The sequence below is a fragment of the Nocardia sp. Root136 genome (genome assembly GCF_001427185.1).
Classification (GTDB): Bacteria; Actinomycetota; Actinomycetes; order Mycobacteriales; family Mycobacteriaceae; genus Nocardia; species Nocardia salmonicida.
Map to the genome: position 1 here is coordinate 61500 of NZ_LMFE01000009.1, position 12299 is coordinate 73798.

Here is a 12299-nt window from a genome sequence, read left to right on the forward strand (position 1 = left end):
GGCTGCCTCGATATCGAACTCACAACCACTGCGACCTCTGGGTATTTCCGCCGTCCGCGCATCGGCGATTCCGCTACTGTCCGAGCAGGTTCATCTCGAACAGCGTGGCGCGAAAGGAATCCGGTGGCGCTCTCACGTCGGAAGTTGATCACCGCGGCCGCGGCGGGCGGCGCGATGGCCGCGCTCGGAATGCCTGCGGGCCGCGCCGAGGAGCGGGTGCTCGGTGCGGGCGATGTCGAGTCGCTGGCCTCGCGCGGGTACAACCGGCGGTTCCTGGCGCGACCGGCGAAGATCTATGTGCCGACCAGCGCCGAAGAGGTTCGCCGCGCGGTCGCCGAGGCGGTGGGCGGAGACGGTGGGATCGCGGCCCGCTCGGGCGGGCACTGCTTCGACGATTTCGTCGACAACGCGCGGACCCGTTCGATCATCGACCTCGGCCGACTCGGCGCGGTGTACTGGGACGAGCACCACCGCGCGTTCTCCGTCGACGCGGGCGCCGATATCGGCACCGTCTACAACGCACTGCACCGCTGGGGCGTGACGGTGCCGGGTGGGATCTGCCTCGGTGTCGGGATGGGTGGTCATGTCTGCGGTGGCGGCTACGGTCCGTTGTCACGGCGATTCGGGCTCGTGGCCGATCACCTGGCTGGGGTCGAAGTGGTCACCGTCGATGCCGACGGCACCGCGAAAGTGGTTGTGGCGACCGAAGACGGACCCGACCGCGACCTGTGGTGGGCGCACACCGGTGGCGGCGGCGGCAATTTCGGTGTGGTGACCCGGTATCTGCTGCGATCTCGCGACTCCGACGGCGCCGACCCCACGCGCGCACTGCCGAAACCGCCGGGCAGCATGCTGAACGCGCGACTGATCCTGCCCATCACGACCGAGGATTCGTTCGTTCGGTTGCTCGGTAACTACCTCGGGTTCTTCGAACGCCACAGTGCGCCGGGTAATGAATTCGCCGGTCTCTACGCACCGCTGATGATCAGGACGACCGGCACCGGCGCGGCCGAGATGCTGATCCTGTTCGATGCCGAAACACCCGACGCGCGAAAACGTTTCGACGAATTCGTCGCCACGGTGAGCGACGGGGTATTCCCGCCGCCCATACTGACACCGGTCACACAGCTGTCCTACCCGGACACCGTGAACCAGGTGTATTACGCGAAGGCCACCAACACCACACGGGTCAAAGTGAAAGCCGCCTATCTGCGTAAGGCGTACTCCCCCGAACAACTCCGAATCTTCTACCGCTACATCACCGATCTCGGCTTCCTCGGCGAATCCCAGCTCGAATTCCTGCCGTTCGGCGGCGCGATCAACGCCGTGGCCGCCGACGCGACGGCGATGCCCGCACGGGATTCGTTCATGAAGATGCTGATCCACGCGTCGTGGCGACTGCCCTTCGACGACGAACGGTATCTGCGTTGGGCGCGCGAGATGTATCGCGAGGTGCATGCCGGCACCGGCGGTGTTCCGGTGCCGAACGCGGCCTACGGCGGCAGTTACATCAACTACCCGGACCCGGATCTGGCCGACGCCGCGTGGAATACCTCCGGCCTGCCGTGGCACGCCTTCTACTACGGTGACAACTATCGGCGATTACTGCGAGTCAAAGCGGCGGCGGATCCGAGAAATGTTTTCCAGCACCGGCTTTCGATCGGCCGACCGGACTGGTGATGACAGTCAGGTGAGCGCGAGCACTCGACACGGTCCGCCGGTGCCGCCCGCGTGTTTCGGTGCGCCGATGACGACCGTCGCGCCCTTCGGCGGAACTGCGGCGAGGTTGGCGAGCATCTCCACGCCGTAGCGACCGGCACCGAGAAAGGTTGTGTGCGCACCGTATTCGGGATCGGCACCGCAATCGAGGCTGAGCGTGTCGACTCCGGCGCCGACGATTCCGCAGTGCGCGACAAGGTATTCCGCGGCGTCGGCGGAAAACCCCGGCGCGTGGGGCGTTCCGCGCTCGTCGAGATTGAGGAAGGTCGACGGTCGGTCGATGCGGTCTTCCCACCCGGAGTACATCGCGACGAATGCCCGCTCCGGGAGGTCGCCGTGCTGTGATCGCCAGTTGTCGATATCGGCGACGGTCACCACCGCGTCGGCGTCGACGGCGGCCTTGGCGCTGATATCGATGACGACGAGCGGCGCGACGAGGTCGTCCACGACGAGGGCATCGGTCGTGGCGGCGCCGGGAATCCGATGCGCGGGCGCGTCGAGATGGGTTCCGGTGTGCTCCCAGTACCCGAGTGCGAACTGCCCGAACCCACCCGATGCGTGCGTGGCCACCGGGACCATGACCAGCGGCGGATTACCCGGCCACACCGGAAGGTGCGGCGTCAGCGTGTGAGTGAGGTCGACAACGCCGGAGCGCGGCGCGGCGACGGCGGGCGCGGGGGCCACCGCGGCCAGTGCGGTGAGCCCGGCGAGCCCGAGCAGCGCCCGCCGACTCGGCTGCGGCGCGCTCTCGTGGGCGAGACGAACGATCTCGGGCGAACACATCGGACTCAAGATAGCCGAGCGAACCGGGTCCGGCGCCCGATCGGGGCCGACGCCGCGCTCCGGTTTTTTCGGCCGACCAGGCGGACCACCGCCGACGAGGCGCGACTACCTGTCGACGCGGCGATCGCCGCCGTCACGCAGCCGATTGTCCGTCGGAGCAAGGGCTCGGTGCAGGTTCGAGGGGCCGAGACCCCGGGACAGGCCGAGAATCATTGCGGCGCAACCGAGTCCGGACAGGACGAGCCCGGTGGCGAAGAGCGTGGGATAACCGGCTAATTCGCCGACGACCCCCGCGGCCATCCCTGCCACGCCTTGGACGACGACGATCGCGCAGGCGAGCAGGGTGTAGTCGCTGCCCGCGTATTCGGGTTCGGAGGCGTCCATCATCAGCGCGAAGACGGCGACGGTGGCCGCACCACCGAAGACATGCTCGGCCAGGCTCGCGGTGACGAGAAGTTCGAAACCGCCAAGGCCGAGGGCGGCGAACAGGTACAGCGCGATGCTCGCGGTCTGGGTGACACCGCCGATCAGCAGGGCCTTGCGGCGGCCGAAACGATAGGCGAGCCAACCGCCGAGGGCCGCGCCCGCCAGCGCGCCCGCCGAGGAGAGCACGCCTTTGATCAGGGCGATCTCGCTGAGGTCGAGTCCGGCGTCGGACAGGAAGGGGCCGGTGAGCGCCGCGGCCATCGAGTCACCGAATTTGAACGCGCCGATCAATGCGATGAAGGCGAGAACGCCGGGTCGACGCAGTCTGGTCCACCAGGCGCCGAGCAGCTGTGCGGGCTTCGGGCTCGGCAGCCGGTCCGCGACCGGCTCGCGCATCAGCCACACCGGAACCGTGGTGAGCACGATCAAGGCCGCCATCGCGAGAAAGAGCGCCCGCCACCCGGCCAGCGCGTACAACCACAACAGGGCCCCGCCGCCGACGATCATGCCGACCCGGTAGGCCCCGACCTGGATGCCGTTGCCCAGCCCGCGCTGACGCGGACCCAGCAACCGCACGGCCGAACCGTCGGTCGCCACGTCCTGGGTCGCCGAGAGCAGATTCACCACCACGATGCCGACGAACAACCAGCGCAGCGAGGACGACAGATCCAGGCAGGCCAACACCATCGCGACCGCGGCCGACAGCAGTTGCAACACCAGCAGCCAGGTGCGCCGGGTGCCGTACCGATCGACATAGGGCGCCCAGAGGAACTTCAACGCCCAGGGCAGGTACAGCACACCCGAGGCGCTGATCACCACCAGCGAATAGCCCGATTCGCGCAGTACCACCGGCAGCGCCTGGGTGAAGAAGCCGAACGGCAACCCTTGCGCGAAGTACAGCGACGACAACAGAACCAGCGTGCCTGCCGTGATCACACCCGGTCGGGTGGTGGTGCTCATGGGCACATCGTCGCAGAGAGTCCGCCCGAGCACAGCGCACGGACTCGGCGTGATCCGATGTCAGATCGTGGGCTGCGGACTGCGAATGTGCTCGAAGACCAGGCTGGTCTCGGTCGAGGCGAATTCGCGGGTCGCGCTGAGCTCCTGCGTCACGAACTCGCGCAGCGCGTCCGGCGAGGCCGCCGAGACCTGAATCAAGAAGTCGACCGTCCCAGCGAGGAAGTACACGTTCACCACACCCGGCAGTGCGGCGAGCTTGGCGCTGAGCTCACCGATGCGGGCCCGCGCCGCCGGTTGGACCTGGACCGAGATCATCGCCTGGATCGGCAGCCCCAGCGCCTCGGGGGCGATGTCGGTGTAGAAGCCGCGGATCGCACCGAGTTCGCGGAGCCTGCGTAGCCGCAGCGAGCAGGTCGAGGCGGCGATGCCCACCCGCGCGGCCAGGACATTGTTGGGTACGCGCGCATCCTCGGCGAGTTCGGCGAGGAGCCGGCGGTCGATATCGTCCAGGTTCGCCGGGGACCCACGGAACGGTTGCACGGGTTGCGGTCGGTGTTGCTCTCGCGACGCCATCACCGCAGGATACTCAGCTTCGACACCGAATTCCGTCGATCATGCAGGTGTCATCGCCGATTGCCGCACTAATTCTCGATGCTTGTAGCAGAACCCGATCATCCTGAAGGAGCAGCTCCCATGCGCGTCGGTGTCCCCCAGGAAGTCAAGAACAACGAATTCCGCGTAGCGATCACACCGATCGGTGTGCACGAACTCGTGTCGAACGGTCATCACGTGGTCATCGAAGCGGGCGCCGGGCTGGGATCGTCGATTCCCGATGCGGAATACCTCGCGGCAGGAGCGCAGATCCTCGCCGAAGCCGACGACGTCTGGGCCGAGGCGGATCTGGTGTTGAAGGTCAAAGAACCTGTCGCGCAGGAGTATCACCGCCTGCGTGAAGGGCTGATCCTGTTCGCCTACCTGCATTTGGCGGCAGACCGGCCGTTGACCGAACAGCTACTGGCGCAGCGGGTTACGGCCATCGCCTACGAGACCGTGCAGTTGCCGTCCGGCGCGCTGCCGTTGCTGTATCCGATGTCGGAGGTCGCGGGCTGTCTGGCGCCGCAGGTGGGCGCGCACGCGCTGATGAAGCCCTATGGCGGTCGCGGGGTGTTGCTCGGCGGCGTCGGCGGCGTCGACCAGGCGAAGGTGGTCATCATCGGGGCCGGGGTGGCGGGACAGAACGCGGCCAATATCGCCTTGGGCATGGGCGCGCACGTGACACTGCTCGACACCGACCTCGACAAACTGCGAATGTCGTTCTGGCGCTACAACAATCGCGTGCGCGGCTTGGCCTCGTCGAAGCTGGCGATCACCGAGCAGGTCCGCGCGGCGGACATGGTGATCGGCGCCGTCCTGATCCCCGGCGCCGCGGCACCCAAGTTGGTGAGCAACGAACTCGTCGCGCAGATGAAGCCGGGATCGGTGCTGGTCGATATCGCGGTCGACCAGGGCGGCTGCTTCGAAGACACCCACCCGACCACCCACGCGGATCCGACCTATCCGGTCCACGCCTCGACGTTCTATTGCGTGGCGAACATGCCGGGCTCCGTGCCACATACCTCGACCTACGCACTGACCAACGCGACCCTGCCCTACGTGGTGGCCCTGGCCGACAAGGGCTGGGAACGCGCCTGCGCGCAGGATCCGAGCCTGGCACCGGGCCTGAACACCCACGCCGGCAACGTCACCAACGCACCGGTCGCTGCCGCCCATGACCTCGTGACACAGGTCCGGTGAGGGGCACAGGCGGCAGTGAATCAGTCCTGTCGCGGGCCGGGTATGTCGACCAGCTCGGCCAGACGCGACCGATGAATACCGCCCGTGCCGAAGGTGATCTGGTCGGCCTTGGCCCGCTTGAGATACAGGTGCGCGGGATGTTCCCAGGTCATACCCATACCGCCGTGTAACTGCACGGCTTCCTCGCCAGCGAATACCGCGAGATCGCCGCAGAACGCCTGGGCCACACCGGCCGCCACGGCGGCGTCGGCGTCGTCTGCGGCGAGGGTGGCTGCGGCGTATCGAGCGGCCGCGTTGGCGGACTCGACCGCGGTGTAGAGATCGGCCAGCCGGTGCTTGATCGCCTGGAAGCCGCCGACCACCCGACCGAACTGGCGTCGCTCCTTCAAGTAGGCCACGGTCTCTTCGAGGCACCACCGGGCGAGGCCGTATTGCTCCGAAGCCAGCAGGGCGGTGCCCGCCTCGAGCGCGCGACGCACCGCGACCTCTCCGTCGGCGACGACGTGCTCGCCCGTGACGGCGTCGAAGGTGATGTCGGCCAGCTGCCGAGTCATGTCGAGCGAGATCACCGGGCTGATGTCGGCACGGTCGGCCGAAACGGCATACACCGCAATGCCATCGGGCCCGCTGACCGGAACCAACAGGACATCGGCCTCGAGCGCACCGGCCACGCTGGTGACGGTGCCGGTCAGACCGTCCGGCCCCAGGGACACAGTGGGAAACGTCCCGTGGGCCGACGTGGACAACGGTGTCACGAGCGCCGCGGTCAGCTCCCCCGCCGCCAACTGACCGAGCAGCGGACCGTCGGTGTCGAGCAGCAGGGTGGTCGCTACTACCGCACTCGTCAGGAACGGCACCGGCGCGACGAAACGGCCGAGTTCCTCGAGCACGACCGCGGCCTCCCGTGCCGAGGCTCCCGCACCGCCGCGGTCCTCGGGGACCAGCAGCCCGGCCAGACCGAGGTCGACGGCGATGCTCTTCCACAGGCTTGCGACCAGCGACCGGTCCCCGTCGTAGAGCGCCGTCACCGCGCCCGGATCACACTGTGCGGCGAGCACAGCGCGCACGACGTTGCGCAGGTCGTCCTCGACCTCGGTGTAGAGCAGATCCAGCTCGGTCATCGGGCAACCTCGTTCCATGGTCGGTCCTTGTCGGTTCGCGACTCGGGTGGCAGGCCGAGAATCCGCTCGGACACGATGTTGCGCAGAATCTCGGAGGTGCCGCCCTCGATCGAGTTGCCCTTGGCCCGCAGGTAGCGGTAGCCCGCGTCCCGGGCGTTGAAATCGACCCGGTCGGGCCGGACCATGGTCCAGTCCGAATAGCGCAGGCCCTCTTCGCCGAGGATCTCCAGTTCCAGGCCGGACAGCTGCTGGGCGACCCGGGCGAAGGTCAGCTTCATCGCCGCCCCTTCCGGACCCGGTCTGCCCTGAGCCAGCTTCTGTCGCAGCCGCATGCCGGTGATCCGGCCGACCTCGGCATCGACCCACAACCGCAACAGCCGGTCGTGCAACTCGGATGTGCGCCGGTCGGGATGCGCGCGCCAGGTGTCGGTGACCACGCCGACGATCCCGGACTCGCGGTCACTGGCCCTGCCGCCGATCGCGACCCGCTCGGTATTGAGCGTCGCGTTGGCCACCCGCCACCCGTCACCTTCGCCACCGAGACGCTGGGCATCGGGAATGCGGACACCGGTGAGGAAGACCTCGTTGAACTCGGCCTCGCCGGTGATCTGACGCAGCGGCCGGACCTCCACGCCGGGATCGGTCATGTCGCACAGGAAGTACGTCATGCCGCGGTGCTTGGGCAGCCCGGTGTCGGTGCGGGCCAGCAGGATCGCGAACTGCGCGAGGTGCGCCCCCGAGGTCCACACCTTCTGCCCGTCCACGACCCAGTCCTCACCGTCGCGGACCGCACGGGTGCTGACGTTGGCCAGGTCCGAGCCCGCGCCCGGCTCACTGAAGAGCTGGCACCAGATTTCCTCGCCGGTCCACAGCGGCCGCAGGAAGCGCCGCTTCTGCTCGTCGGTCCCGTAGGCCAGGATCGTCGGCGCCGCCATGCCGAGCCCGATCCCGTTGCCCTCGGGGTTGTTGTCGGGTGCGCCCGCCTCCGCGAAGGCACGGTCCACCTCGAGTTGCCGGGCAGGCGCCAGACCCAGCCCGCCGTGGCCGTGCGGGAAGTACACCCAGGCCAGTCCCGCGTCGTAACGGGCGCGCAGGAACTCCAGGCGCTCGGTCGTGGCCGGATCATGGGCGGCGAGGAACTCCTCGATCGCCCGGGCCAGTTCGTCGACTGTCATCGTGCCTCCTGACTGTGTGGCTCGGCGCCGGCTGGAGCGATCTCGTCGGCCTCGAAACCTAGTGCGGCGAGACCGGTTTCGAGCAGCGGTTCGACCGAGGCGCCGATGGTCTCGAAGCCCTCGCCCACGGTCTGGCCGTGCAGGTAGCGGTAGTGCACGCCCTCGAGGATCGCGGCGAGCTTGAAGGCCGCCAGACCCAGGTAGAAGCCGAAACGCGACATGTCGCGGTCGCTGCGCGCGGTGTAACGCGCGATGATCTCGGCTTCGGACAGGAACCCGGGCGCGGCAGAGGCGTCGGCCACATTCGTGTTGGTCGAGGTCGCGGCGGCGAGGCGACCGTAGACGACCATCAACGCCAGATCGGTGAGTGGGTCGCCGAGCGTGGCCATTTCCCAATCGATGACGGCAGCGAGTCGGTCGTCGGCGTCGGTCAACACATTGTCGAGGCGGAAGTCGCCGTGCACGATCCCGACCGCTGACTCGGCGGGCACGTCGGCGGCAAGGCGCGCGTGGAGCTCGACGGCCGCGGGCAGGTCGCGGGTGTGCGAGGCGTCGAGCTGCTTGCGCCACCGGTTCACCTGACGGGCGAGAAAACCCGTCGGGCGACCGAAGTCCGCCAGCCCGACCGCTGCCGGATCGACAGCGTGCAACGCGGCGAGGGTGTCGATCAGGCCGGTCGAGATCGCCCTGGTCCGTTCGGGTCCCAGCACCGCCAGCTCCGCGGCGTCGCGATACGGCGTGCCGTCGACGCGCTCCATCACATAGAACGGCGCGCCGACAACATCGGCGTCACCGCACAGCGCGTACATCTCGGGCACCGGAACGGCGGTCGGCCGCAGCGCCGCCATCACCCGGTATTCGCGCGCCATATCGTGCGCGGTCGCCAGGACATGGCCAAGCGGCGGACGACGAACGATCCACCGCCGGGTGCCATCGGTGACCTCGTAGGTCAGGTTCGACCTTCCACCCGCGATCAGCCGACCACTGATCGGCGCGTCGGCACCGGGGATCTCGGTCCGCAACCACGCCGCGAAGCGACCGAGATCGAGCCCGGGAAGTTCGGTCCGGATCCCCATCACACCACCACGAGCGACACGGTCTCGACCACGCACACCGGCTTGTCGCCGCCCTCACGCTCGACGGTGACCTGCGCGGTTACCAGGTGTCCGCCACCACCGGGCTTCACCGAGAGCAACTCGACACCGGCGCGAACCTTCGAGTCGACCGGCACCGGCGCCGGGAACCGAAGCTTGTTGGCGCCGTAGTTGACACCCATGCGGACGCCCTCGATCCGATAGACCTGTCCGACCAGATCCGGAACCAGCGACAGCGTCAGATAGCCGTGCGCGATGGTCGTTCCGAACGGGCCGTCGGCCGCCTTCGCCGGATCGACATGAATCCATTGGTGATCGCCGGTCGCGTCCGCGAAGGTGTCGATCTGTGCCTGGGCCACGGTGTGCCACTCGGAGTAGCCGAGATGAGTGCCGACAGCCTCGGTCAGTTCGTCGATGCCGTGGAAGGTCCTCATGCCTTCGGCCCGCCCGCGACGTAGAGCACCTGTCCGGAGACGAAACCGGCGCCCTCGCTGACGAAGAACGACACCGCGTGCGCGATATCGTCGGGCACGCCGGTGCGCGCCACGGGGATCTCGGCCGCGGCCCCGGCCTTGAAGTCCTCGAACGGAACACCGACGCGCGCCGCCGTAGCCGCGGTCATCTCGGTCTCGATGAAACCGGGCGCGATCGCGTTCGCGGTGACGCCGAACTTGCCGAGCTCGAAGGCGAGGGTCTTGGTGAATCCCTGCAGCCCGGCCTTGGCGGCGGCGTAGTTGGCCTGTCCTCGGTTGCCGAGCGCCGAGGTGCTCGACAGGTTGACGATGCGTCCGAATCCGGCCTTGGTCATGTGCTTCTGGACCGCCCGGGTCATCAGGAACGACCCGCGCAGGTGCACGTTCATGACGGTGTCCCAGTCGTCGGCGGTCATCTTGAAGATCAGGTTGTCGCGCAGGACGCCTGCGTTGTTGACCAGGACGGTGGGCGCGCCGAGCTCGGCGGTGACCCGCTCGACAGCGGCGTCGACGGCGGCCTCGTCGGCGACGTCGGCGCCGATCGCGATCGCCCGGCCACCGGCGGCCTCGATCCGGTCGACCACGGGTTTGCCCGCGGCCTCGTCGAGATCGATGACGGCGACGGCGAATCCGTCCGCGGCCAGACGGCGGGCCACGGCCGCGCCGATTCCTCGGGCGGCACCGGTGACGATCGCGGTGTTGGTGGTACTCATGGGAGTCACTCCTGTGGGTTCGATGTGTGTTCGGCTGGGCGAGCCGATATTTCAGACGCTGCCGGTCAAGGTCATGCCGCCGTCGACGACCAGCAGCTGGCCGGTGATCCAGGCGGCATCGGCGGAGAGCAGGAACGCCACCGCGCCCGCGATGTCCTCTGGCACTCCGAGCCGCTTGAGCGGGTAGGTCTCGGCGAGTTCCTGCTCGCGACCCTCGTAGAGCGCGGTCGCGAACTTCGTCTTCACCACGGCGGGCGCCACCGCGTTGACCCGGATGTTCGGGCCGAGCTCGACAGCCAATTCCTGGGTGATGTAGGTCAGCATCGCCTTGCTGGCACCGTAGAAGCCGATGCCCGGCGCGGGCCGTACGCCGGCGACCGAGGAGACGTTGACGACCGCGCCGCCGTGCTCGCCCATCCACGCCTTGTGCGCCTGCTGAGCCCACGACAACGCCGCGAGGCAGTTGACCTCGATGATCTTGCGGGCGGCCTGGAGATCCATCTCGATCATCGGCCCGAACACCGGATTGATTCCGGTGTTGTTCACCAGCAGATCGACGCTGCCGAACGCCGCGATCGCCCGACCGACCGCATCCGCCTGGTGCTCGATGTCGTCGGCGCGGCCTGCTACACCGAGCGCATGCTCGGCGCCGCCCAACTGTTCGACGGCGTCGTCGAGCGCGTCCTGGGTGCGTGCGGTGATCACAACCTTCGCCCCATCGGCCACCAGTCGCTCGGCGATGCCGAGGCCGATGCCCCGGCTCGCCCCGGTGACGATCGCGGTCTTGCCCGCGAATCGGCCGGTCACGACAGACGCTCCAGCACCATCGCCATACCCTGGCCGCCGCCGACACACATGGTCTCGAGGCCGAACTGCTTGTCGTGGTAGCGAAGTGAGTTGATCAGGGTGCTGGTGATCCGCGCGCCGGTCATGCCGAACGGGTGTCCCACCGCGATCGCGCCGCCGTTGATATTGACCTTGTCCTCAGGGATGCCGAGCTCGCGAGCCGAGCCGATCACCTGCACCGCGAAGGCCTCGTTGATCTCCACCAGGTCGATGTCGTCGACAGTGAGACCGGCGCGCAGCAGCGCCTTCTTCGACGCTTCGATCGGGCCCAGGCCCATGACCTCGGGCGACAGCGCCGAGACTCCGGTGCTGACGACCCGGGCCAACGGGGTGAGGCCGAGTTCCTTGGCTCGCGTGTCGGACATGATCACCAGGGCGGCCGCGCCGTCGTTGAGGGCACAGCAGTTGCCCGCGGTGACGGTGCCATCGGGACGGAACACCGGCTTCAGCGCCGAGACCGCTTCGAGGGTGACCCCCGCGCGCGGACCGTCGTCGGTGCTGACAACCGTGCCGTCGGGCAATGTCACCGGGGTGATGTCGGTGGCCCAGAAGCCGTTGGCGATCGCCTTCTCCGCCAGGTTCTGCGACCGCACGCCGAAGGCGTCCTGTTCCGCGCGGGTGATGCCGGTGAACTGGGCGACATTCTCCGCCGTCTGCCCCATCGCGATGTACACATCGGGAGCCAGTCCGTCGACGCGCGGATCACCCCAGGTCGAGCCGCCCGCGGCACGCGTCTCGGTGCGAGCCACCGCGTCGGCGAAGTAGGGATTCTGTGTGTCGGGCAGGCCGTCGGCATTGCCCTTGAAGTAGCGGCTCACTGTCTCGACACCGGCCGAGATGAAGACATCGCCCTCGCCGGCCTTGATCGCGTGCAGCGCCATCCGGGTGGTCTGCAAGCTCGACGAACAGTAGCGGTTGACCGTCGTACCCGGGACGCCGTCGAGCCCGGCAAGTACCGAGACCACCCGGGCCATGTTGAAGCCCGACTCCCCCGCGGGCTGCCCGCAGCCGAGTACCAGGTCCTCGATCTCGGCGGGGTTCAGTGCGGGTACCTGCGCCAAGGCGGCCTGGACCATCTGAACGGTCAGATCATCGGGGCGCATGTCTTTGAGCGACCCCTTGCCTGCCCGGCCGATCGGGGAACGGGCGGCGGCGACGATCACGGCTTCCGGCATCGAATCTCCTCAATTAAGTA

The 12299-nt window shown here is 68.1% G+C and carries 12 protein-coding genes; 2 read left to right on the forward strand and 10 right to left on the reverse strand.

Annotated features, from left to right (window positions below; genetic code table 11):
• The first annotated feature begins 123 nt into the window (after positions 1-123).
• On the forward strand, positions 124-1680 hold the full coding sequence (locus ASD42_RS23600; protein ID WP_084787272.1) for an FAD-binding oxidoreductase: 1557 nt from the start codon (positions 124-126) through the stop codon (positions 1678-1680).
• Between the two features lie 6 nt (positions 1681-1686).
• Here ASD42_RS23600 and ASD42_RS23605 read toward each other — a convergent pair whose 3' ends face one another.
• The 3 genes from ASD42_RS23605 to ASD42_RS23615 all read right to left on the reverse strand — a co-directional run bounded on the left by ASD42_RS23605 (position 1687) and on the right by ASD42_RS23615 (position 4461).
• Positions 1687-2502, reverse strand: coding sequence for a cyclase family protein (locus tag ASD42_RS23605; protein ID WP_056820663.1), 816 nt, complete (start codon positions 2500-2502; stop codon positions 1687-1689).
• 105 nt (positions 2503-2607) lie between these two features.
• The gene (locus ASD42_RS23610) at positions 2608-3888 is read right to left on the reverse strand and encodes an MFS transporter (protein WP_056820946.1); all 1281 of its coding nucleotides are present in this window, start codon (positions 3886-3888) and stop codon (positions 2608-2610) included.
• A 60-nt stretch (positions 3889-3948) separates the two neighbouring features.
• The gene (locus tag ASD42_RS23615; RefSeq protein ID WP_056820665.1) at positions 3949-4461 is read right to left on the reverse strand and encodes an Lrp/AsnC family transcriptional regulator; all 513 of its coding nucleotides are present in this window, start codon (positions 4459-4461) and stop codon (positions 3949-3951) included.
• Between the two features lie 120 nt (positions 4462-4581).
• Between ASD42_RS23615 and ald the strand changes: the two genes are divergently transcribed.
• Positions 4582-5682: an alanine dehydrogenase gene (gene ald, locus ASD42_RS23620; protein ID WP_056820666.1), complete on the forward strand. Its 1101-nt coding sequence runs from the start codon at positions 4582-4584 to the stop codon at positions 5680-5682.
• Between the two features lie 20 nt (positions 5683-5702).
• On the opposite strand, the gene ASD42_RS23625 is transcribed toward ald, so the two are convergent.
• From ASD42_RS23625 to ASD42_RS23655, 7 genes are read right to left on the reverse strand one after another with little or no spacing between them, the layout of a single operon-like run.
• On the reverse strand, positions 5703-6803 hold the full coding sequence (locus ASD42_RS23625) for an acyl-CoA dehydrogenase family protein (RefSeq protein ID WP_056820667.1): 1101 nt from the start codon (positions 6801-6803) through the stop codon (positions 5703-5705).
• The gene (locus ASD42_RS23630) at positions 6800-7978 is read right to left on the reverse strand and encodes an acyl-CoA dehydrogenase family protein (RefSeq protein WP_056820668.1); all 1179 of its coding nucleotides are present in this window, start codon (positions 7976-7978) and stop codon (positions 6800-6802) included. The genes ASD42_RS23625 and ASD42_RS23630 overlap by 4 nt, the downstream gene beginning before the upstream one ends.
• On the reverse strand, positions 7975-9054 hold the full coding sequence (locus ASD42_RS23635; RefSeq protein ID WP_084787273.1) for a phosphotransferase family protein: 1080 nt from the start codon (positions 9052-9054) through the stop codon (positions 7975-7977). Before ASD42_RS23635 ends, ASD42_RS23630 begins: the two co-directional genes overlap by 4 nt.
• Entirely contained in the window at positions 9054-9506 is a 453-nt protein-coding gene (locus ASD42_RS23640; RefSeq protein ID WP_056820670.1) for a MaoC family dehydratase, read from the reverse strand. Before ASD42_RS23640 ends, ASD42_RS23635 begins: the two co-directional genes overlap by 1 nt.
• Complete coding sequence (gene fabG / locus ASD42_RS23645; RefSeq protein WP_056820671.1) at positions 9503-10258, reverse strand: 3-oxoacyl-ACP reductase FabG; 756 nt, start codon at positions 10256-10258, stop codon at positions 9503-9505. Before fabG ends, ASD42_RS23640 begins: the two co-directional genes overlap by 4 nt.
• Before the next feature lie 51 nt (positions 10259-10309).
• Positions 10310-11065, reverse strand: a complete 756-nt coding sequence (locus tag ASD42_RS23650; RefSeq protein ID WP_056820673.1) for an SDR family oxidoreductase — start codon at positions 11063-11065, stop codon at positions 10310-10312.
• Positions 11062-12279 (reverse strand): acetyl-CoA C-acetyltransferase, encoded by a 1218-nt coding sequence (locus ASD42_RS23655; RefSeq protein ID WP_056820675.1) that lies wholly within the window; start codon positions 12277-12279, stop codon positions 11062-11064. The genes ASD42_RS23650 and ASD42_RS23655 overlap by 4 nt, the downstream gene beginning before the upstream one ends.
• Positions 12280-12299 lie beyond the last annotated feature (20 nt).